We start from the raw sequence: 21,525 nt of genomic DNA, 5'->3' as shown, positions 1-21,525 counted from the left end.
ATGGCGTCGACATGGTCGTGCAGCCGGGCGAGGTCGTCACCTTGCTGGGCCGCAATGGCGCGGGCCGCACGACCACGCTGCGCGCGATCATGGGCCTGACCGGCGCGCGCAAGGGCAGCATCGAGGTCAATGGCCGGGAGACGATCGCGATGCCCACGCACCGCATCGCGCACCTGGGCATCGGCTATTGCCCCGAGGAGCGCGGCATCTTCGCGAGCCTGTCGTGCGAAGAGAACCTGATGCTGCCGCCGGAGCTCAAGGGCGCGGGGCAGGGCATGTCGGTCGACGAGATCTACGCGATGTTCCCGAACCTGGCGGAGCGCCGCCACAGCCAGGGCACGCGGCTGTCGGGCGGCGAGCAGCAGATGCTGGCGGTCGCGCGCATCCTGCGCACGGGCGCCAAGCTGCTGTTGCTCGACGAGATCTCCGAAGGCCTGGCGCCGGTGATCGTGCAGGCGCTGGCGCGAATGATCACGACCTTGCGTTCCAAGGGCTACACCATCGTGATGGTGGAGCAGAACTTCCGCTTCGCGGCGCCGCTGGCCGATCGCTTCTATGTGATGGAGCACGGCCGCATCGCCCTGAAGTTCGGCGCCGCGGATCTGGAAGCCAGGATGCCGGTGCTCAACGAATTGCTGGGAGTCTGAGGCGATGACGACTGTCTTTGGTTTTCCCGTGCAGGCCCTGCTGAGCCAATTGCTGCTGGGGCTGGTCAACGGGTCGTTCTACGCGATCCTGAGCCTCGGGCTCGCGGTGATCTTCGGGCTGCTCAACGTCATCAACTTCGCGCATGGCGCGCTGTTCATGGTGGGCGCGGTGTTCAGCTGGATGGCGATGAGCTACCTGGGCATCGGCTACTGGGCGATGCTCGCCGTGGCGCCGCTGGTTGTCGGCCTGCTCGGCGTGCTGATCGAGCGCCTGTTCCTGCGCTGGATCTACAAGCTCGACCACCTCTACGGCCTGTTGCTCACCCTGGGCCTCACGCTGCTGATCGAAGGCGCGTTCCGCTCGGTCTACGGCGTCTCGGGCCTGAGCTACGACACGCCCGCGGCATTGGCCAGCGCCAGCGACCTGGGCTTCATGGTGCTGCCCAACTACCGTGCCTGGGTGGTCGTGGCCTCGCTCGCCGTGTGCTTCGCCACCTGGTATGCGATCGAGAAGACGCGGCTGGGCGCCTACCTGCGCGCGGGCACCGAGAACCCGCGGCTGGTCGAGGCCTTCGGCGTCAACGTGCCGCTGATGATCACGCTGACCTATGCCTTCGGCTGCGGCTTGGCCGCCTTCGCCGGCGTGCTGGCCGCTCCGGTGATGCAGGTTTCGCCGCTGATGGGACAGAACCTCATCATCGTGGTGTTCGCCGTCGTCGTGATCGGCGGCATGGGCTCGATCATGGGCGCCATCCTCACCGGCCTGGGCCTGGGCGTGATCGAAGGGCTCACCAAGGTGTTCTACCCGGAGGCCTCGTCCTCGGTCGTGTTCGTGATCATGGTCATCGTGCTGCTGGTGCGCCCGGCCGGCCTGTTTGGCAAAGAAAAGTGAGTCCGCGGTCATGAAGAAGATTTCTCTCGTCCTCTATCCGCTGCTGCTCGCCGGGCTGCTGCTCGCGCCTTTCCTCGGCGCCTATCCGGTGTTCGTGATGAAGCTGTTGTGCTTCGCGCTGTTCGCGGCCGCCTTCAACCTGTTGCTGGGCTTCGCCGGCCTGCTGTCCTTCGGGCACGCGGCGTTCCTGGGCTGCTCGGCCTATGTCGCGGGCCAGGCCATGAAGGCCTGGGGCCTGACGCCCGAGCTCGGACTGCTCGCGGGCACGCTCACCGGTGCCTTGCTCGGCTGGGTCTTCGGAGCGCTGGCGATCCGCCGCCAGGGCATCTACTTCGCGATGATCACGCTGGCCTTGGCGCAGATGATGTTCTTCGTCGCGCTGCAGGCGCGCTTCACCGGTGGCGAGGACGGCTTGCAGGGCGTGCCGCGCGGCAAGCTGTTCGGCCTCATCGACCTGAGCGACGACCTCACGATGTACTACGTCGCGCTCGCGGTATGCGTGCTGGCCTTCCTGCTGATCGTGCGCACCGTCCATTCGCCGTTCGGCCAGGTGCTCAAGGGCATCAAGGAGAACGAGCCGCGCGCGCTCTCGCTGGGCTACGACGTCAGCCGTTTCAAGCTGCTGGCCTTCGTGATCTCGGCGGCGCTCTCGGGCCTCGCGGGTTCGCTCAAGACGCTGGTGCTGGGCTTCGCCACCTTGTCCGACGTGCACTGGACCGCGTCGGGCCAGGTCGTGCTGATGACGCTGGTGGGCGGGCTCGGCACGCTGTCGGGCCCGCTGGTGGGATCGGCCGTGGTCGTGCTGCTGGAGAACAAGCTCGGCGAGTTCGGCAGCCTGCTCGCGCGAATCACCACCATCGAGTGGTTCAACACGCTGGGCGAGTCGGTGACCATGGTCACGGGCCTGATCTTCGTGGTGTGCGTGCTGGCCTTCCGCAAGGGGATCATGGGCGAGGTGGTGGCGTTCATGGCGCGGCGCCGCCCGTAGCCGGCCCGCGCGTGCTGGACGACGATGCCATCAGAAAAACCTATGGTGGTATCAATACCTTGTAGTTTTCGGCGCCGCGCACGGACCCTAGGATCCGTGCCACATGAATGAAGAACAAGGCCTTCGCGCCCCTGGCCGCATCGGGGTGTCGCAATCGGGCTTCATCGCCACGGTCACCATCGAGAACCCCGGCCGGCGCAATGCGCTGACGGTGGCGATGTGGGAGGCATTGCAGGCGGTGTTCGCCGACCTGCGGCAAAGCGAGACGCTGCGCTGCGTGGTGCTGCGCGGTGCGGCGGGCAACTTCGCGGCCGGCGCCGACATCTCGGAGTTCGAGCAGGTGCGTGCCACGCGCGAGCAGGTGACGGAGTTCCACGAGCAGTGCGTGTCCGGTGCCCTGCGCGCCATCCACGACCTGCCCGTGCCGGTGATCGCGCTGATCGAGGGCGCCTGCGCGGGCGGCGGCCTGGAGATCGCCTCGGTCTGCGACCTGCGCATCGCGGGCCGTGGCGCCCGCCTCGGCATCCCGATCCGGCTGCTGGGCTTTCCGCTCGCGCTCGGCGAGATGGAATGGCTCTACCGGCTCGCCGGTCCCGCGCTCACGGCCGAGCTGCTGTTCGAAGGCCGCATGCTCGATGCGCAGACCGCGTGGGCCAAGGGCCTGCTGACCGACGTGGTCGACGATGCGGATGTCGAGCGGCGCGCCCAGGCGGCCGCCGAGGCCGTCGCGCAGAGCGCGCCGCTGGCGGTTCGCGCGCTCAAGCGGCAGCTGCGCCGCCTGATGGAAGACCCGAGTCCCGTGACGCGGGAAGAACGCCTGGCGAGCTATGCCTTCGCGGACACGCAGGACTACCGCACGGGACTGCGCGCCTTTCGCGAGAAGACCCGTCCCGAATTCGTCGGCCGCTAGCACGCCGGCCGGCGCCTTGCCGATCGCCCCTCAAGAAAGACCTCTCATGACCCAAGCGCTGCCCCTCGCGGGCCTCCGCGTGCTCGACCTCTCGCGCGCGCTGTCCGGCCCGTTCTGCTCGATGATCCTCGGCGATTTCGGCGCCGAGGTCGTGAAGATCGAGCCGGCGCCGCACGGCGACATGGTGCGCCAGTGGGGACCCTTCGCCGAGGACACCAGCGTCTACTACCTCTCGGGCAACCGCAACAAGAAGAGCGTGGCGCTGGACTTCCGCCACCCCGAGGGCCTGGCGATCGTGCGCGAGATGGCAGCGAAGGCCGACATCCTGGTGGAGAACTTCCGCGCCGGCGTGATGGCGCAGATGGGCATGGGCCAGGCCGAGCTCATGGCGCTGAACCCCGGGCTGATCCACGGCAGCATCACCGGCTTCGGCAGCGACGGCCCCAAGGGCCACTGGCCGGGCTTCGACCAGATCGCGCAGGGCTTCTCGGGCTTCATGAGCTTCACGGGCACGCCCGAGTCCGGCCCGCAGCGCGTGGGCGTGGCGATCGGCGATCTCACCTCCGGCATGTGGACCGCCATGGGCATCCTGGCGGCGGTGATCCAGCGCCAGGCCAGCGGCCGAGGCCAGAAGGTCGAGACCTCGCTGCTGGCGAGCCTGGTCGGGCTGCTCAGCGTGCAGGGGCAGCGCTACCTGTCGCTCGGCGAGGTGCCGGCGCCGGTGGGCAACGTGCATCCGGTGATCGCGCCGTACGGCGTGTTCGAGGCGCAGGACGGGCCGCTGAACATCGGCGGCGCCACGCAGGAGCAATGGGTGAAGATCGCCCGCCTGCTCGGCCTGGAGGCGCTGCTGTCGGATCCGCGCTTCGTCAACAACGCGGCGCGCATGCAGCACCGCATCGCGCTCAAGGAACTGCTCGAGGACCGCCTGCGCACGCAGCCGCGCGCGGCCTGGACCGCGCAGATGGTCGCGCTGGGCATTCCCGCGGGGCCGATCAACGACATCGCCGACGTGTTCGCCGATCCGCAGGTGCGGCACTGCGGGCTGGTCGAGGAGTTCACGCATCCCGTCATCGGGCCCATGCGGCAGGTCGGCAACCCGGTGCGCATCGACGGCTTGCGCGAGGGCAGCGTGCGCCTGCCGCCACCGCTGCTCGGGGAACACACGGTCGAAGTGCTGCGGGATTTCGGCTATGGTCGCGAGCGGATCGACGCCTGGCTCGCCGACGGGGTCGTGAGTCAACACGGCCTCGGCTGAGTTCGGACCTCACCTCTCCACCCCATCGGCCTGCCCCCGCGCCGGGCAGCCATCACCCCTTCTCGCCATGGAAATACGCCAGCTGCGCTACTTCGTCGCGATCGTCGACAGCGGCTCGCTCTCGCGCGCGGCGGCGCTGGTCCACATCGTCCAGCCCGCGCTGAGCCAGCAGATGACCCAGCTCGAGGAAGAGCTCGGCACCCAGCTGCTGCAGCGCAGCGTCAAGGGCGTCACGCCGACCGATGCGGGACAGGCGCTGTACCGCCATGCGCAGCAGATCCTCAAGCTCGCGGGCGACACGAAGAACGTGGTGAAGGCGTCGGACGCGGGCCTGAGCGGGCGCGTGCGGCTCGGGCTGCCGTCGAGCATCGCGATGGTGCTGGTCGGGCCGCTGATCGCCGCGCTCGAGGAGCGCCATCCGCAGATCGTGCTCGAGGTCTACGAGAGCCCCAGCACCTTCCTCGCGGCGCACCTGATCAACGAGCGCGTCGAGCTCAGCGTGCTGGTCGACGACGTGGCGCTGCCCGGCATCGAGGCGGTGCCGCTGGTGGACGAGCCGCTGTACTTCGTGCAGCCGCGCCGCAAGCCGCTGGTGCGCGCGGGCCGCAGCATCGACCTGCCGACGGTGGCCAGCGTGCCGCTGATGCTCACGACGCAGGTCACCACCTTGCGCGACCTGGTCGACCGCGCCTTCGCCGAGGCGGGCGTGGCGCCGCAGATCAAGGCCGAGGCGAGCTCGATCCACACCGTGCTGGCGATGGTCGCGCAGGGCGGCGCGGGCACCGTGATCCCGCATTCGGCGCTGGCCTGGCATGCCGCCGCGCAGTTGCTGCGACAGACCCCGATCGAGCCGCAGATCGTGCGCCGCGCGACGCTCGCGCATTCGCGCCTGAACCGGTTGCAGCCCGCCGCCGCCTGCGTGCACGCACTGATCGTGAGCGTGGTGCGCGAGCTGGTGCGCTCCCGCCGCTGGGACGGGGCCCGACTGGTGGCCGGAAACTGAGCGTGCGTGGCGCCATCGCTCGGCGCTATACCGGTAGCAGGATTTCGTAGTGTTCAGTTCGGGAGGCCGTCCCTACAGTCGACTGCACAAATCGACGGAGACACCATGAACATCCTCAGGGCCACACGGCTCGTATCCTGGGCGCTGATCGCCATGCCCCTGCTGGCGGGCGCGCAGCCCGACTATCCCGCGCGCCAGCCGGTGCGCCTGATCGTGACCTTCGCGCCGGGTGGCGGCTCCGACACCATCGCGCGCTCGCTCAACGCCAAGATGAGCGAGAAGCTCGGCCAGACGGTCATCGTGGAGAACAAGCCGGGCGCCGGCGGATCGATCGCCACCGACTACGTCGCGAAGGCCGCGCCCGACGGCTACACGGTGCTGTTCACCGTCTCCTCGCACAGCATCAACCAGGCCCTGTACCCCTCGCTGCCCTTCAACACCGAGCGCGACCTGCGCGGTGTCACGCTGATCGGCGCGCTGCCGCAGGTGCTCGCGGTCCATCCCTCGGTGCCGGCCAGCAATCTCAAGGAGTGGATCGCGCTGGGCCAACGCGATCCGCGGTACCGCCAGTACGCGACCGGCGGCATCGGATCGCCGGGCCACTTCGCGGGCGGGCTGCTGCAGTCGATGGGCAAGCTCTCGCTGCAGCACATTCCCTACCGCGGCGCGGGACCGGCGATCGCGGACGTCGTGGGCAACCAGGTGCCCGCGGTGTTCGGCACCCTGAGCGGCGCGCTGCCGCACATCCGCAGCGGCAAGCTCAAGGCGATCGCCGTGACCTCGAAGGAGCGCTCGCCGCTGCTGCCCGAGGTGCAGACCATCGCGGAGTCGGTACCGGGCTACGAATCCGACACCTGGATCGGCACCTTCGTGCCGCACGGCACGCCGCAGGCCGTGGTCGACAAGCTGCACCAGGCCACGCTCGCGGCCCTGGCCGACAACGAGGTCAAGGCACGCATGGAAACCCAGGCCGGGCGCGTGATCGGCGGCTCGCCCAAGGCGCTCGACAAACTGGTTTCGCAGGAGATCGTGCAGTTCACGCGCGTGGTGCGCGAGCAGGGGATCAAGCCCGAATAGGCGCTCGATCGAGCGAGCTGGCGGCTACCGCGCGGCGCCCTTGGCGGGGCATGGGTAGAGCTCGCGCATGTGCAGCCGGAACGCCTGCTCCATCGGCATCGTCCGCTGCTCGGGCGGCAGGTGCAGCAGGAAGGGGATCAGCGTGTCGGTGGTGACCTTCGCGGACTTGCCGGGGCAGCTGTCGATCGTGGTGCCCGCGGCCCTGGCCTTGAGCACGTCGGTGCGGTAGTTGTCGCCGATGTTCGCCAGCCCGCGGATCGCCGCGACGTAGTCGGCGTTCTGCTCCGCGCGCTCGGGACCGACCTCGCCGAGCACCTGCGCGCCGCGCAGGAAGTCGTCCACCGTCAGCGCAGCGCTGCGGTCGGGCCCGATGGACGGCGGGAGGTCGCGCGAAGGCGTCTGCGCCAGCGCCGCCGGGCAGGCGAACATCGCGAGCAGAAGGGCGGCACCGGCAAGGCGCCGCACCGGTTCAGAGAGAGTTGGCTTCACCACCGGGCAGGTTGTAGGTATCGGAACCGGGGAATGCCTCGGAAGGCTTGGGGATCGCGCGCCTGTGGATGGCGGCGAAGCTCAGGCAGCAGGCGGCGCCGACGATGGGAATGAGCCATACCAGGGCCAGCTGCCATGCGCGCTGCGGCCCCGAGTAGAAATCGCTGCGCAGCACCACGACCGTTGCGGCCAGGTCGCCCGCGAGGACCGCGATGGCGATGGCTGCGAGGACGTAGGGAAGGGGGCCGTGCAATGGGTGTGCTCTGGGGAGGGGTCGAACGAATGTAGCGAGGGGGTTGCGCGGGCGTCAACGGCCTGGAACAGATTGACACAGCGGAAACGTCTTTCGCTCCCCGATGCCGCTTCAATGCGCGGCGGCTTCGGCCGCCTCGTCCGGCAGGCTCCCCTTCGATTTCACGAACGCCTGCATGTGCTTCAGGAAGGCGTTCGCCGCCGGCGTCAGCTCCGCGTCGCTGCGCGAATAGACGCCCATGTTCCGCTTGACCGTCGGCCGCACCAGCATCCGCGTCTGCACGCCGGTGCGGCGCGAGAGTTGGCGCACGTTGATCGGCAGCGCGGCCACGCCCATGCCCGCGGCCACCATGCTGATCAGCGTGGAGGAGAAGGTCGCGACATGCGCGGGCACCGGCCGCAGGCCGACCGAATCGAAGGCCGCGTCGGCCAGTGCGCGCGACGGGCTCTGGTCGGACAGGCTGATCAGCGGATGCCTGGCCAGCTCGCGCCAGGTGACGGCGCCGCGCTCCGCGAGCGGATGGCCATCGGGCACCAGCGCCACCAGATGGTCCTGGTAGAGCGTGACCTCCGTCAGCCCCGGCTCGCCTTCGACCAGCGTGCCGACGCCGAGGTCGACCTCGCCGCGGCGCACCTGGTCGCGGATGGTCTCCTCGAAGCCGTCCTTGAGGATGCACTGGATACCCGGATGGCGCTGCTGGAACGACTGGATCACCCAGGGCAGCAGCGTGGCGGCGATCACGATGGAGGCGGCCACCGTGACCCGGCCGCGCTTGACCTCGGCCAGCGCGCGCGATCCGGCGACCGCGGCCTCGAGGTCCTCGAGCGCCTTGCGCGCCAGCGGCAGGAACTCGGCGCCCGCCTCGGTCAGCTGGACCACGCGCGTGCTGCGGTAGAACAGCCGCAGGCCGATCTGCTCCTCGAGTTCCTTGACCAGCGTGGACAACGCGGAGGGCGACAGGTGCATGCGCTCGGCCGCGCGGGCGAAGGCACCGACCTCGGCCACCGCGAGGAAGGCGCGGATCTGGCGCAGCGTAATATTCATATTTGGCGAATAATCGTTCGGATCATTCTGATTGTCCAAGCATTGAGCCGGTGCTGCAATGGCGCCGTCCATCGATCAGGAGCATCCCCATGACGACATCCGCCACGGCGAACACGGCCCCGCGCGCCGAAGACCGGCCCGCATCCTCGACCAGTCCGCGGCGCGTCGCCGCCGCGAGCCTGGTCGGCACCACGCTGGAGTTCTACGACCACTTCGTGTTCGGCACGGCGGCGGCGCTGGTGTTTCCGAAGCTGTTCTTCCCGCAGACCGATCCCTTCGTCGCGACCATCCTGTCGCTGCTGTCGTACGGCATCGCCTTCGTCGCGCGACCGGTGGGCGCCGCGATCTTCGGCTCGCTGGGCGACAAGCTCGGGCGGCGCTTCGTGCTGGTCTCGACCTTGCTGGTCATGGGCCTGTCGACCTTCCTGATCGGGCTGCTGCCGACCTACGAGCACGTCGGGCTGCTCGCGCCGCTGCTGCTGGCGCTGCTGCGCTTCGCCCAAGGGCTCGCGCTGGGCGGCGAGTGGGGCGGCGCGGCCCTGATGGTCAACGAGTTCGATGCCAGCGGGCGCCGCCGCGGCTTCTACGGCAGCCTGGTGCAGGTCGCGAGCCCGATCGGCGTGCTGATCGCCAATGCGATGTTCGGCTTCATGAACACGGTCACCACCGACGCGCAGTTCATGGACTGGGGCTGGCGCGTGCCCTTCCTCGCGAGCATCCTGCTCGTCGGCATCGGCTATTTCATCCGCCGCACGATCGAGGAATCCCCGGTCTTCAGGAGCCTCGAGAAGAGCGCCCACAAGGCCGAGGCGCCGCTGGCCGAGACGCTGCGCCAGCACTGGCGCCAGGTGCTGCTGGCGATCGGGGTACGCGCCGGCGAGGGCGTCATCTGGTATGTGTTCTCGCTGCTGCTGCTGCTGCTGATCTACGTGCCGAACCGGCTCGGCCTGCCGCGGCAGGTGGCCTTGAACGCCGTGCTGTGGGGCGCCGCGGTCGGCGTGGTCGCGATCCCGCTGTTCGGCGCGCTGTCCGACCGCTTCGGCCGCAAGCCGATGTTGCTGCTCGGCGTGGCCGCCTCGATCGTCTGGTCGTTCGCGTACTTTCCGCTGCTGGAGACGCGCAATCCCTCGCTGGTGGTGTTGGCCTCGGTGATCGGCATGGTCTGCCAGGCCTCGCTGTGGGCGCCGCTCGCGGCCTTCATCCCCGACATGTTCGAGTCCAGGGTGCGGTGCACGGGCGCATCGCTGGGCTTCCAGCTCGCGGGCGTCTTCGGCGGCGCGCTCGCGCCCAGCATCTGCGTCTGGCTGCTCGACCGTTTCGACAGCCCGCTGTCGATCTCGATCTACTGCACCCTCGGCCTGCTGCTGATCGGCGTGTGCGTGGCGAAGGCGAAGGTGCAGCGATGAGCGAAGCGGTGCGCGATTTCATCGGCTACGGGCGCGTGCGTCCGGACTTCGAATGGCCGGGCGGGCGCCGCGTCGCGCTCAGCGTGGTCGTCAACTACGAGGAGGGCGCGGAGAACTGCGTGCTCGAGGGCGATACCTTTTCGGAGGTGCTCAACAGCGACGTGTCGGGCGCGACGGCGCGCGCCGGGCGCCGCAACCTGGTGGTGGAGTCGCACTACGAATACGGCAGCCGGGCCGGCCATTGGCGCATCCTCGACCTGCTCGCCGAATGCCGGGTGCCGGCCACCTACTTCGCGGTGTCGGGCGCGCTCGAGAAGCATCCCGAGGCCTCGCGATCGATCGTCGAGGCCGGGCACGAGGTGGTCTCGCACGGCGCGCGATGGATCGACTACGACGAGGTGCCCGAGGCGACCGAGCGCGCGCACATGGTTCGTTCGCTCGACGTGCTCGAGCGCCTGTGCGGCGAACGCCCGGTCGGCTGGTACACGGGCCGCGTGAGCCCGCGCACGCGCGCGCTCGCCGTCGAGCAGGGACTGCAGTACGACTCGGATGCCTACAACGACGACCTGCCGTACTGGACGCGGGTCGGCGACAAGCCGCACCTGGTGCTGCCCTACAGCTTCGACTGCAACGACATGCGCTTCGCCTCGGCGCCGGGCTTCGACACGCCCGACGACTTCACCGACCACCTGCGGCGCACGCTCGCCTGCCTGCGGCGCGAGGGCCGCCGGCAGGCGTCGATGATGTCGATCGGCCTGCACCTGCGCCTGGCCGGGCGGCCCGGGCGCACGGAGGCGCTGCGCGAGTTCCTGCTCGCGGCCTCCGAATTCCCCGATGTCTGGTTCTGCCGGCGGCGCGACATCGCGCAGTTCTGGCGGCATCGCTTTCCGGCCACGCCATGACGGCGAGGACGCTGTTCCTCAATCCGAACTCGAGCCGCGAGATCACGGCCACGCTGCGGCGCCACATCGCGCGTGGCGGCTGGCCGTCCGGGTGCTGGGCCGCCGCCGAGGTCGAGGCGGCGCCACGGATCATCGGCTCCGCCGCCGACAACGCGCGGGCCGAGGCGGCGCTGGCGTGCGCGCTGCCGGGCCTGAGCGAGGGCTTCGACCGGATGGTGGCGATGTCGTCGGTCGACACGGGCTACGAGATCGTGCGCGAGCGCTTCGGCGATGCGGCCCATGGTTTCACGCGCAGCGTGCTGGCGCTGCACCGCAAGCTCGGCCACCGGCTCGACATCGTGACCTTCGACCGCGGCATGACGGCGCTCTACGAGGCCGCCTTCGAGGCGACCGGCCATGCGGGCACGATCGACGGCTGGCAGGTGATCGATCTCGCGCCGGCCGTCATCGCCGCGCAGCCCGAGATCGCGCTGGATGCGCTGCGCGAGCGCTGCGAGGGCTTCGGCGGACGGCAGCCGGTCTTCGTGGTCGGCGTGGTCGGTCTGGCGCTTGCCGCGGGGCTGCGCGATGCCGGCATGCGGCAGGTGATCGATCCGGTGGCGGACCTGCTCGCCTGGCTCGGCGAGGGCTGAAGCGCCGACGGCCCGCTCAGTCCCAGCGCGCCAGTACCTCCGCAGCTGGCGTCGCCTCGCGCGCCGCCGGCCCCTGGATTCGCGAAGGCGTGCGCGAGAAACGCGGCGCCGGTGCCGGCTGCCGCACGCCTTCCACCTCGACGAAGGCCTCGCGCGCACTTTGGTGCGGATGCGCGGACGCCTCGCTCAGCGCGAGCACGGGCGCCACGCAGGCATCGCTGCCGTCGAACAGCGCGGTCCATTCGTCGCGGCTGCGGGTGCGGAACAGCCGCTCGAACTCGGCGCGCAGCGCGGGCCAGCGCGCGCGGTCGTGCTGCGCGTCGCGCAGCGCGGGGTCGACGCCCAGGCGTTCGCACAGTTCGGCGAAGAACTGCGGTTCGATCGGCCCGATGCAGACATGGCGGCCGTCGCCGGTGGCGTAGCTGCCGTAGTAGGGCGCGCCGCCGTCGAGCGCGTTGGTGCCGCGTTCCTCGCGGAAGGTGCCGCGCATCGCGCTGGTGGCGAACAGGCTCATCAGCGAGTTCACGCCGTCGACGATGGCCGCGTCGACCACCTGGCCCTGTCCCGAGCGCCGGCTTTCTAGCAGCGCGGCCAGGAGGCCGACGACGAGGTAGAGGCTGCCGCCGCCGTAGTCGCCCACGAGGTTCAGCGGCGGCACCGGCGCCCCGCCGGCCGGGCCGATGGCATGCAGCGCGCCGGTCAGCGCGATGTAGTTGATGTCGTGGCCCGCGGCCTGCGCGAGCGGGCCGTGCTGGCCCCAGCCGGTCATGCGGCCGTAGACCAGCCGCGGATTGCGCCGCAGCACCGCGTCGGGGCCCAGGCCCAGGCGCTCCATCACGCCGGGCCGGAAGCCCTCGACCAGCACGTCGGCACGCGCCAGCAGGCCCAGCACCTCCTCGCGCGAGCCCGGGTCCTTGAGGTCGGCCAGCACCACGGTGCGGCCGCGGCCCGTGATGTCGCTGCGGTCGCCGAGTCGGCGCGCGGGGCGGTCGATGGTGATCACGTCGGCGCCCATGTCCGACAGCAGCATGCAGGCGAAGGGCGCGGGCCCGAGGCCGGCGAATTCGATCACGCGCAGGCCGGCGAGCGGGCCGCTGGCCTCGCGGGGAGTGGAGGTGGGATTCATCGTGGGGAGGAAGGTGTGTGGGGGTTGCGTCGTGTTGCATGCCGAGCGATGCGCCAGCCGAACACGATCGCGGGCCCGAGCGTGATGCCCGGGCCCGGATAGGCGCCGCGCATGATCGAGGCCATGTCGTTGCCGCAGGCATAGAGGCCCGCGATGGGCTGCCCGTCCGGGTCGAGCACGGCGCCGTCGGCATCGGTGGCGAGACCCGAGCTCGATGCGGCTTCGCCGGGCCAGACCGCCAGCGCGCAGAACGGCGGCTGCGCGATCGGGCCGAGACAGGGGTTCGGCGCATGCGCCGCATCGCCGTTGAAGCGGCCGAGCTCGGTGCTTCCCTTGCCGAAGTCCGGGTCCTCGCCGGCTTCGGCATGGCGGTTGTGGCGCGCGATGGTGGCGGCGAGCGTGCGTGCATCGATGCCCAGCCGTGTGGCCAGTGCGTCGATGTCGTGCGCGAGCACGAGATAGCCCGATGCCTCGTGCCGCCGCAGCGCGCTCGCGCGCGTGCCGGGCGGGATCGTGCCGAGGCCGTAGGCGCGCACGAAGGCCGCGTGGCAGACCAGCCAGGCCGGCGGCGTCGATGCGCCGGGGCGCATGCGCGCGAGCAGGGCTTCGACGAAGTGGTGGTACGAGGCGCTCTCGTCGACGAAGCGGCGCCCGTCGGCATCGACGGCGATCAGCCCGGGCTTGGCGCGGTCGAGGTACAGGTGCGGAAAGAGCCCGGGTTCACCGCCGGCGTGCGGTGCCAGCGAAACGGGCTGCCAGAAGAAGTCGCCCCGATGGCGTTCGAGCCGGGCCCCGGCGCGCAGCGCGGCATCGAGGCCCTCGCCGCGGTTGCCTTCGAAGGACTGCGGCCGCAGCGTGCGCGGCGACACGCTGGCCGGCGCGAGCTGGGCGCGCAACGCCGCATGATGGCCGACACCGCCGGTAGCGAGCACCACGCCGAGGCGGCTCGCGATGCGCCGCGTCGATCCCTCGTGTTCGAACACGCCGCCGGTGACGCGGCCCGCCGAGATATCGAGTTGCCGCAGCCGCATGCCGAATCGCACCGGCACGCCGGCCTGGCGCAGGCTGAAGTACAGCCGCGCGACGAGCGCATTGCCCAGCACCAGGCGCGTGCCGCGCGCATGCGTGAGCCGGTCGCGCGCATGGCGCAGCACCAGCCGCGCGACATGGCGGAAGTTCGCGACGCTGCGCCAGCGGTAGGCCAGGGCCTGCACGTCGGCCTTGTTGGCCATCATGCCGCCGAGCACCATGAACTCCGGCATCGGTGCGCGGATGCGTTCGAAGTCGCGGCCCAGCCGCCGGCCGTCGAAGGGCAGCGGCGAGAGCGCGCGGCCCGCCACGGCCGCGCCGGGCAGCGCGAGGTAGTCGGGGTGGCGACCGGCCGAGGCGAAGCGCAGTTCCGAATGCGCTTCGAGGAAGGCGATCGCCTCGGGAGCACTCGCGAGATAGGCGGCGCGCAGCCCGCGCGGATCGTCCGCGCCGAGGATCGCGTCGAGATAGCGCGCTGCCTCGGCGGCCGAGTCGGCGAAGCCCGCCGCCGCGCCCTGCGCATTGCCCGGCACCCACAGCGTGCCGGCCGAGGTGGCGGTGGTGCCGCCGACCTGTTCGCCGGCCTCGCACAGCACCACGTCGAGGCCCATGAGCGCGCCCGCGAGCGCGGCGCTCATGCCGCCCGCGCCGGCGCCGATCACGAGCAGGTCGCAGGTGTCGGCCCCCTGAGCGCCGGTACGCGCGGGCTCAGGCACGCCGCCACTGCAGCAGCGCGTACGGCGGCTGCGCATCCGGATGGTGTTCGAACACGCCCTCGACCTCGGCGCCGATCTCCACTGCCTGCATCGGATCGCCGAGCAGGTTGCCGACCATGCGCACATTGCCGGCCCCGGGCAGCTCGACCAGCACCACGAGGTAGGCGCCATGCTCCTTGAGCGCCGCATGCGCGGGATGCCACACGCGCTCCCAGCTGAAGATGCGGCCGCGCGGCGCGACTTCCACCCAGGCGGGATCGAAGGCATGGCAGCGGTGGCAGATCCACTCGGGGCCGAACTGCCAGGTGCCGCAGTGGGTGCAGCGCTGCACGCGCAAGACGCCCTCGCGCAGGCCTTGCCAATAGGGTTCGGACAATCCGTCGGGCTCCGAAACGGGGATCGGCAGGCCCGCGGGCAGGTAGCGTTTCTCGTCGTTCGTGTCGTTCACAGCACGTTCTCCGATGCCAGCAGCAGGTCGCTCGCGGGCGTGACCATCGGGCCGCCGATCACCAGCGCGACATCGCTGCGCGCCGCCTGGCTGGTCGAGCTGCCGCGCACCTGGCGCACCGCCTCGAGCACCAGCTCGAAGCCATGCATGTAGCACTCGGCGAGATTGCCGCCGCTGGTGTTGAGCGGCAGCCGGCCCGTTGGGGCGACGAGGTTCTCGAGCGTGAGGAAGTCGTTGGCCTCGCCGGGCTCGAAGAAGCCGTGCTCGGCCAATGCCATCGCCACGCCGCCGGTGAAGTTCTCGTAACTCTGCACCACGCCCACGTCGGCCGGCGCGATGCCGGCCATGGCATAGAGGTCGGGGGCCACGGTGTCGAAGCCCGCGCTCGCATAGCGCGGCGCATTGTGCGGATGGGCGCCGGCGCGAAAGCCCGAGCCCGAGGCCGCGCCGAGCAGGTAGGCGGGCTTGTGCGCGAAGTCCTTCGCGCGCTCGGCCGCCACCAGCACGATGGCGGCGGCGCCGTCGTTCTCCATGCAGCAGTCGTACAGGTGGAAGGGCTCGGCGATCCAGCGCGAGGCGTCGTACTTCGCGGCGTCGAGCGGCTTGCCGTGCATCACGGCGCGCGGATTGGCCTGCGCATGGTGGTAGGAGGCGAGCGCGATGGCGCGCAGCGCCTCCTGCCGCACGCCGTGCTCGTGCATGAAGCGGCGCACGCGCATCGCGAAGCGCTGCGGCGGCGAGAGCACGCCGTGGGGCATGAGGTAGGCCTTCTCGCCGGAGATGGTGTCGATGCCGCCGACCTGCCCGAAGCGCCCGTGCTGGCCCTGCGCGAGCGCGCGGAACACGACCACGCAGTCGGCCAGCCCGGCCGCGATGGCGGCCGCGCCATTGGCCACCGCCGCCGCGCAGCCGCCGCCACCGCCGCCCCACTGCATGGTGGCCGAGCGCAGGCGGTGGATGCCCAGCGCGGCCGCCAGCCGCGAGGCCTCGCTGCGGTCGTCGCTGTACGAGGCGAAGCCGTCGATCTCGCGCGGGTCCAGGCCCGCGTCGGCGCAGGCGGCAAGGATGGCCTTGAGCGCGAGCTTGAACTCCGCGTCGGGCGACTGGCCGTGGCGGTAGTAAGCGGTCTCGCCGATGCCGACCACGGCGACCCGGCCGCGCAGCGTGCGGTTGGTCATGCCGGCGTGCCGGCGGGTTCGTGCCGCTCGGCGGGCGGGCCGAAGGCGCCGGCGCGCGCGAGCGCCGCGAAGCGCTGCTCGTCGTAGCCCAGCGCTTCGCGCAGCACCTCCTGCGTGTGCTGGCCGACGGTGGGCGCGGCCACCGGGTCGGCGATCGGCGTGCGCGAGTAGCGGATCGGCAGCGCCATGTTCGGCACCCAGCCCACCTGCGGATGCGGGATGCGCGTCAACAGCCGGCGCTCGCGCGCCTCGGGCGAGCGGATGGCCTCGCCGACGGAGCGCACCTGGCCGCAGGGCACGCCGGCCGCGCGCATGCGCGACTGCCAGTGCGACCAGGGCTGCTTCGCGAAAGCCTCGCCGAGCAGCGCGAACAGCACCTCGCGCCGCTGCGAGCGCTCGCGGCCGCTGGCATAGGCCGGGTCCGCAGCCACATCGGGCCGCTCGAGCACCTGCGTCATCAGGCGCTGGAAGATCTTGTTGTTGCCGCAGTTGATGTAGAACGAGCCGTCCTGGGCCTCGAACACGCCCGAGGGGCAGGTGTCGGGGCTGGTGTTGCCGTGGCGCTGCGGCTCGGCGCCGCTGAACACGTGCTGCAGCGTCGCATAGCCGGTCATCAGCACCGCGTTGTCGAACAGCGCCACCTCCACCGCCTGGCCGCGGCCGGTGCGCTCGCGCGCCACCAGCGCGCCGAGGATCGCGTTGGCCGCCATCATCGCGGTGCTGATGTCCATCACCGGCGACAGCGCGCGCACGCCCTGGCGGTCGGCATAGCCGTTCATCGAGACGAAGCCGCTCTCGGCCTGCGCGATCGGATCGAAGCCCAGGCGGTCGGCGAAGGCGCCCTCGCGGCCGTAGGCCGACACCGAGCAGTAGACGAGCTCGGGATTGGCCTTGCGGCAGCTCTCGTAGTCGAGCCCGAAGCGCTCCATCACGCCGGTGGAGAAGTTCTCGACCACGACGTCGGCGCTCGCGATCAGGGCGCGCGCCACCTCCAGGCCCTCGGGCGTCTTCAGGTCCAGTGCCACGCTGCGCTTGTTGCGGTTCGACCAGAGGAAGGGCGCGCCCTGCGCGAGCTCGGGATGCACCGGCGGGTACTGGCGGAAGTCGTCGCCGCGCCCGGGCGCCTCGATCTTGATCACGTCGGCGCCCATGTCGGCCAGGATCATGGTGGCGAAGGGGCCGGCGATGAAGTGGGTGAAGTCCACCACCTTGATGCCGGCCAGCGCCTGCGGCGCGCCCGCGGGGCGCGGCTGGTGCTCGGGGAAATCGGATTCCAGTTTTTCAAGCATGAGGGCGGTTCTCACATCTGGATGTTGGCCTTGCGCACGACCGGGCCCCATTGGCCCATCTCGTCGCGGATGAGCTTCTCGAGCTCCTGCGGCGTGCTGCTGCGCGCCTCGACGTTGCGCACCGAGAACATCTTGCGCACCTCGGGTCGCGCGACCGCGGTCACGATCGCGTCGTGCAGCTTCGTGACGATCTCGTCGGGCGTGTCCTTCGGCGCGAGCACGCCGAACCAGGCCGAGCTGCGGAAGCCCGGCACCTCGTCGGCGATGGCCTGCAGACCCGGCACGGTCTCGGTGGCCTTGGGCGTGCCCACGGCCAGGTAGCGCACCCGGCCCGAGCTCACCAGCGTGGCGCCGTCCAGGCCGGTCACGAAGGCGGCCTGCAGCTGGCCGCCGGCGAAGGCGGTCATCATCGGCGCGCCGCCGTTGTAGGGGATGTGCTGCATGCGCAGGCCCGCGGCCTCGTTGAAGTACTCGGCCGTCAGGTGCGACAGCGAGCCGTTGCCGACCGAGCCGACGTTGAGCGCATTGCCGTTCTTTTTCGCGTAGGCGAGGAAGTCCTTCAGCGTCTTCGCCGGGCTGTCGGCGGGCACGGCCAGGATCATCGGCGTGATCGCGACGGTGGAGATCGGGCGCAGGTCCTTGAGCTCGTCGTAGGGCACCTTGCGCATCAGCGAGACCACCGCATTCGGGCCGGTGTTGCCGAACACCAGCGTGTAGCCGTCGGGCGCGGCCTTGGCCACGTAGTCGGTGCCGATGGTGCCGCCCGCGCCGGGCTTGTTCTCGACGATCACGGTCTGGCCCAGCGTCTCGCTCATCGACTGCTGGATGGCGCGCGCGAGCTGGTCGGTGCTGCCGCCGGCCGCATAGGGCACGATCATGCGGATCGGCTTGTTCGGATAGCCGCCCTGCGCATGGGCGGGCAGGGCGCCGAGCACGAGCGCGGCGCAGGCGGCGCCCAGCAGCGCGCGGCGGGGGAAGAAAGAGCTTGTCATCGGGGGTCTCCTTGGGTTCGTGGGTGTCGTGTCAATCCGTGTCGCCGAGCACGCTCGACCAGTAGCTGCGCGCGCGGTCCATGTGGCGCAGGATCAGCAGTTGCGCCTTGGCCGCGTCGCGCGCGCGGATGTGGCCGAGCAGGCGGCGGTGGTCGAGCAGCGAGGCGCGACCCTGCACCGTGTCGGCGAACATCGCCTCGCGGCGCCGGCCGGTGAAGCGGTAGAAGGCATGCAGCACGCGCACCAGCACCGAGTTGTGGGTGGCATCGACCAGCGCGACATGGAACTCGGTGTCGGCCGCGGCGATGTTGCCGCCCTCGGCCAGCACCTGCTCGGTGCGCTGCAGCACGGCTTCCATGCGAGCGAGGTCGGCCTCGGTGCGGCGCTGGCAGGCCAGGCCCGCGGCCAGCACCTCGAGATGGCCGCGCACCTCCATCGTCTCGGCCACTTCCACCGGCGTGGGCACGGCGCCCATGTCGGTGAGCATCACCAGCGCCTCGAAGCTGCCTTCGCGCTCGACGTGCCGCAGGTAGATGCCCGAGTTGGGCCGCGATTCGACGATGCGCAGCGTGACCAGCGTGGCCAGCGCCTCGCGCACCGCGTTGCGGCCGACGCCGAGGCGCTCGGCGAGGTCGCGCTCGGAGGGCAGCCGGTCGCCCGGTTGCAGGCGCCGGTCGCGCAGGTAGGCGAGGATGCCGGCGATGGCGCCATTGCCCGCGCCCGCCGCGTTGGAAGCACTGGCTTCCTGCGGTTCCGCCGTGGTGTCGAGCCGGGTCGTCATGGACTGCTCACCTGCCTCAGAGGTCCAGGACCAGCGTCTTCGAGCGCGAGCCCGAGCAGCAGATCATGATCGCCTCGTTCGACTGCTTCTCCTGCGCATCCAGGTAGTCGTCGCGATGGTCGGGCTCGCCCGCGATCACGCGCGTGCGGCAGGTGCCGCAGACGCCGGCGCTGCAGGCATAGGGCACGTCGATGGCGTGGTCGAGCAGCGTGTCGAGGATGGTCTTGCCCGGTGCCACCGCGAGGCGCTGGCCGCTGCGCTCGAGCACCACCTCGTAGCCGCCCTCGGTGGCGGCCGCGCTGCCGGCGGCGAAGCGCTCGAAGTGCACCGTGTGCGCGGGCCGGCCGGCACAGGCCTCGACGAAGGCGTCGATCATGCGCGCCGGGCCGCAGCAGTACAGGTGCGCGCCGGCCGGCGCGTTGCGCACGATGGCCGCGATATCCAGCCGCTCGGCCCGCGAGGAGCCGAAGCAGAACTCGACCTCGCCGTGGCCGCGTCCGCCCTGCATGGCGCGCAGCGTGTCGGCGAAGGCGGTCTCCTCGGGCGAGCGGCCCGCGTAATGCAGCTGCCAGCGCCGGCCCAGCTCCTCGAGCCGGTGCAGCATCGACAGGATCGGCGTGATGCCGATGCCGCCGGCGATGAAGACCGAGTGCGCGGCCTCCTCGGCCAGCGCGAAGTCGTTGGCCGGCAGGCCGGCGCGCAAGCGGTCGCCCACGCGCGGCTGCGCATGCATCCAGGCCGAGCCGCCGCGGCCCTGTGCGTCGCGCTGCACCGCCACCACGTAGCGCGCGGCATCCGAGGGCGCGTTGAGCAGCGAATAGCTGCGGATCATCTCGCGCGGCAGGTGCAGGTCGATGTGCGCGCCGGCCGTGAACGGCGGCAGCGGCCGGCCGTCGGCCGACACGAACTCGTACGACGCGATGCCGCGTGCCTCCAGCCGGATCTGGCGCAGGCACAGGTCCAGCGGCGCGGGATTGCCCAGGCTCATGGCGTGTAGCCGAAGTCGGCGCCCAGGCGCGCGGTCATCAGCTCGCGGCCCGATTCGCTCCAGGCCTCGCCGGCCGGCAGCGTGAGCGACACCGCGCGCACCATCGGCAGGTCGGGGTCCTCGATGCGCGGCGGGCGCTGCTGGCGCACCGACAGGTTGCGCACCGTCTCGAGCAGCAGGCGCCGGGTCATCGCGATGCCGGTGTCGCTCATGCCCAGGTGCTCCTTCGAGCGGTCGTAGATCGGCGCCACGCCCGACTGGCAGGCCGCGTCCTGCACCCACAGGCCGGGCAGGCCCGAGAACCAGGTCTTGGTCTGCGCGTCGTAGTTGAAGAGGAAGGCGCTCTGCAGGTTGAACCTGGTCCAGTACTTCGCGAAGGGCTCGGTGGCGGGCCGCGGCGCATAGGCGTTGATGCTCGGGTGGCCGGTCTCGCGGCCGCCGTGGCCGTTGTCGAACAGCTTGCGCGTCTTCTCGTAGAACTTCTGCGCCGGCGTGTACGAGAACATGATGCACAGCGTGTGGTGGTCGTCCAGCGGCACCCAGGCGTGGCCGCTGAGCTCGGGGTAGTTCGACTGCGGCGGCACCAGCGTGTAGAAGGGCAGCAGGAACTGGTTGACGCGCCAGTAGTGCGTGTTCTCGTCGAGCACGCGCTTGGAGGCCACGCTCATGCCGAAGTCCTGGCGCTTGCATTCGAAGGTGGGCCGCAGGTCCTTCTTCGCGGTCCAGTCGCTGATCGCGCCCTGCTGGTCGATGCGCCCGTGCAGGATCGGCGCGTGGGCCGAGTCGATCTCGCCTTCCACGGCCTGCAGCCAGTTGCATTCCTGCACGCGGAAGCTCACGTACACGTTCTCCTCGGGCACCAGGTTCCACTCGAGGTTCGGCAGCGGCGGCGGGTTCTCGCGGTCGGGCCCCATGTAGGTCCAGACGATGCCGTTGCGCTCGCGGCAGGGGTAGTTCTTGATCGTGACCGTGTCCTTGAGCCGGCTCTGCGCGGGCTCGGCTGGCGTGTCCTGCACGCGGCCGTCGACGCCGAACTTCCAGCCGTGGTAGATGCAGCGCACACCGCAGTCCTCGTTGCGGCCGAACACCAGCGGCGCGCCGCGGTGCGGGCAGGCATGGTCGATCAGGCCGACGCGGCCCTCGCTGTCGCGGAACGCGATCAGCTCCTCGCCGAGCAGGCGCACGCGCTGCGGCTGGCCGTCGGTCTCGAGGTCGCGGCTGGGCAGGAAGGGGATCCAGTAGAGGCGCATCAGCTCGCCCATGGGCGTGCCGGCGCCGACGCGCACGAGGGTTTCGTTGTCTTCTTGCGAGAGCATGGCTGCGGTTTTCCTTGTGGGGCAGGGCCATCCGGCGTGGTGGACCACCTTGGATGACCAGATTGGTAGGACCAATGCTAAATTCGAGCCCGCGCGATGCAAAGCTTTTGTCTCAATAACCTTGTGAATGGATCAACCATAGATGGCTAAGGCGAGCGAGG

Annotated in this window: 22 protein-coding genes; 10 read left to right on the top strand and 12 right to left on the bottom strand. The window is 70.6% G+C overall.

The features are described 5' to 3' along the window. The 7 genes from ACODT0_RS19200 to ACODT0_RS19170 form a co-directional block, all read left to right on the top strand. The coding region (locus ACODT0_RS19200; protein ID WP_489042019.1) for an ABC transporter ATP-binding protein at positions 1–647 on the top strand (647 nt) is incomplete at its 5' end. 4 nt (positions 648–651) lie between these two features. Further along, complete coding sequence (locus tag ACODT0_RS19195; RefSeq protein WP_057595750.1) at positions 652–1,539, top strand: branched-chain amino acid ABC transporter permease; 888 nt, start codon at positions 652–654, stop codon at positions 1,537–1,539. A 10-nt stretch (positions 1,540–1,549) separates the two neighbouring features. Further along, the gene (locus ACODT0_RS19190; RefSeq protein WP_057595749.1) at positions 1,550–2,527 is read left to right on the top strand and encodes a branched-chain amino acid ABC transporter permease; all 978 of its coding nucleotides are present in this window, start codon (positions 1,550–1,552) and stop codon (positions 2,525–2,527) included. 103 nt (positions 2,528–2,630) lie between these two features. Continuing rightward, positions 2,631–3,437 (top strand): enoyl-CoA hydratase-related protein, encoded by an 807-nt coding sequence (locus ACODT0_RS19185; RefSeq protein WP_489042018.1) that lies wholly within the window; start codon positions 2,631–2,633, stop codon positions 3,435–3,437. A 46-nt stretch (positions 3,438–3,483) separates the two neighbouring features. After that, the gene (locus ACODT0_RS19180) at positions 3,484–4,695 is read left to right on the top strand and encodes a CaiB/BaiF CoA transferase family protein (protein ID WP_489042017.1); all 1,212 of its coding nucleotides are present in this window, start codon (positions 3,484–3,486) and stop codon (positions 4,693–4,695) included. 67 nt (positions 4,696–4,762) lie between these two features. Beyond that, on the top strand, positions 4,763–5,698 hold the full coding sequence (locus ACODT0_RS19175) for a LysR substrate-binding domain-containing protein (RefSeq protein WP_057595746.1): 936 nt from the start codon (positions 4,763–4,765) through the stop codon (positions 5,696–5,698). Between the two features lie 105 nt (positions 5,699–5,803). Continuing rightward, on the top strand, positions 5,804–6,775 hold the full coding sequence (locus ACODT0_RS19170; protein WP_489042016.1) for a tripartite tricarboxylate transporter substrate binding protein: 972 nt from the start codon (positions 5,804–5,806) through the stop codon (positions 6,773–6,775). A 24-nt stretch (positions 6,776–6,799) separates the two neighbouring features. Here ACODT0_RS19170 and ACODT0_RS19165 read toward each other — a convergent pair whose 3' ends face one another. The 3 genes from ACODT0_RS19165 to ACODT0_RS19155 all read right to left on the bottom strand — a co-directional run bounded on the left by ACODT0_RS19165 (position 6,800) and on the right by ACODT0_RS19155 (position 8,561). Beyond that, positions 6,800–7,240, bottom strand: a complete 441-nt coding sequence (locus ACODT0_RS19165) for a hypothetical protein (protein ID WP_172705284.1) — start codon at positions 7,238–7,240, stop codon at positions 6,800–6,802. A gap of 4 nt (positions 7,241–7,244) precedes the next feature. Then, a complete protein-coding gene (locus tag ACODT0_RS19160) occupies positions 7,245–7,517 on the bottom strand; it encodes a hypothetical protein (protein WP_413765475.1) in 273 nt (90 codons plus the stop codon). A gap of 111 nt (positions 7,518–7,628) precedes the next feature. Further along, complete coding sequence (locus ACODT0_RS19155; protein ID WP_489042015.1) at positions 7,629–8,561, bottom strand: LysR family transcriptional regulator; 933 nt, start codon at positions 8,559–8,561, stop codon at positions 7,629–7,631. Positions 8,562–8,650: 89 nt separating this feature from the next. Here ACODT0_RS19155 and ACODT0_RS19150 point away from each other — a divergent pair, with 89 nt between their 5' ends. Genes ACODT0_RS19150 through ACODT0_RS19140 form a run of 3 tightly spaced genes read left to right on the top strand, consistent with a single transcriptional unit; the run spans position 8,651 to position 11,501 of the window. Beyond that, on the top strand, positions 8,651–9,967 hold the full coding sequence (locus ACODT0_RS19150; protein WP_489042014.1) for an MFS transporter: 1,317 nt from the start codon (positions 8,651–8,653) through the stop codon (positions 9,965–9,967). Then, complete coding sequence (locus ACODT0_RS19145; RefSeq protein ID WP_489042013.1) at positions 9,964–10,869, top strand: polysaccharide deacetylase family protein; 906 nt, start codon at positions 9,964–9,966, stop codon at positions 10,867–10,869. Before ACODT0_RS19150 ends, ACODT0_RS19145 begins: the two co-directional genes overlap by 4 nt. Next, positions 10,866–11,501, top strand: coding sequence for an aspartate/glutamate racemase family protein (locus tag ACODT0_RS19140; RefSeq protein WP_489042011.1), 636 nt, complete (start codon positions 10,866–10,868; stop codon positions 11,499–11,501). Before ACODT0_RS19145 ends, ACODT0_RS19140 begins: the two co-directional genes overlap by 4 nt. Positions 11,502–11,517: 16 nt before the next feature. On the opposite strand, the gene ACODT0_RS19135 is transcribed toward ACODT0_RS19140, so the two are convergent. Genes ACODT0_RS19135 through ACODT0_RS19095 form a run of 9 tightly spaced genes read right to left on the bottom strand, consistent with a single transcriptional unit; the run spans position 11,518 to position 21,364 of the window. Then, entirely contained in the window at positions 11,518–12,627 is a 1,110-nt protein-coding gene (locus ACODT0_RS19135) for a CaiB/BaiF CoA transferase family protein (protein ID WP_489042010.1), read from the bottom strand. After that, positions 12,624–14,372, bottom strand: a complete 1,749-nt coding sequence (locus tag ACODT0_RS19130) for an FAD-dependent oxidoreductase (RefSeq protein ID WP_489042009.1) — start codon at positions 14,370–14,372, stop codon at positions 12,624–12,626. Before ACODT0_RS19130 ends, ACODT0_RS19135 begins: the two co-directional genes overlap by 4 nt. Further along, the gene (locus ACODT0_RS19125) at positions 14,365–14,820 is read right to left on the bottom strand and encodes a Zn-ribbon domain-containing OB-fold protein (protein ID WP_489042008.1); all 456 of its coding nucleotides are present in this window, start codon (positions 14,818–14,820) and stop codon (positions 14,365–14,367) included. Before ACODT0_RS19125 ends, ACODT0_RS19130 begins: the two co-directional genes overlap by 8 nt. Continuing rightward, on the bottom strand, positions 14,817–15,998 hold the full coding sequence (locus tag ACODT0_RS19120) for a thiolase C-terminal domain-containing protein (protein ID WP_489042007.1): 1,182 nt from the start codon (positions 15,996–15,998) through the stop codon (positions 14,817–14,819). The genes ACODT0_RS19125 and ACODT0_RS19120 overlap by 4 nt, the downstream gene beginning before the upstream one ends. Further along, positions 15,995–17,287 (bottom strand): CaiB/BaiF CoA transferase family protein, encoded by a 1,293-nt coding sequence (locus tag ACODT0_RS19115; RefSeq protein WP_489042006.1) that lies wholly within the window; start codon positions 17,285–17,287, stop codon positions 15,995–15,997. The genes ACODT0_RS19120 and ACODT0_RS19115 overlap by 4 nt, the downstream gene beginning before the upstream one ends. Before the next feature lie 11 nt (positions 17,288–17,298). After that, positions 17,299–18,279 (bottom strand): Bug family tripartite tricarboxylate transporter substrate binding protein, encoded by a 981-nt coding sequence (locus tag ACODT0_RS19110; RefSeq protein ID WP_261214272.1) that lies wholly within the window; start codon positions 18,277–18,279, stop codon positions 17,299–17,301. A 31-nt stretch (positions 18,280–18,310) separates the two neighbouring features. Then, positions 18,311–19,060 carry a FadR/GntR family transcriptional regulator gene (locus ACODT0_RS19105; protein ID WP_261214255.1) on the bottom strand — a complete coding sequence of 250 codons (750 nt, stop codon included), beginning with the start codon at positions 19,058–19,060 and terminating at the stop codon, positions 18,311–18,313. A 16-nt stretch (positions 19,061–19,076) separates the two neighbouring features. Further along, positions 19,077–20,048, bottom strand: coding sequence for a PDR/VanB family oxidoreductase (locus ACODT0_RS19100; protein ID WP_489042005.1), 972 nt, complete (start codon positions 20,046–20,048; stop codon positions 19,077–19,079). Continuing rightward, the gene (locus ACODT0_RS19095) at positions 20,045–21,364 is read right to left on the bottom strand and encodes a Rieske 2Fe-2S domain-containing protein (RefSeq protein ID WP_261214252.1); all 1,320 of its coding nucleotides are present in this window, start codon (positions 21,362–21,364) and stop codon (positions 20,045–20,047) included. The genes ACODT0_RS19100 and ACODT0_RS19095 overlap by 4 nt, the downstream gene beginning before the upstream one ends. Positions 21,365–21,525: the final 161 nt, after the last annotated feature.

Source organism: Variovorax sp. FG153, from assembly GCF_057809595.1.
This window is presented reverse-complemented; position numbering and strand designations above follow the sequence as displayed.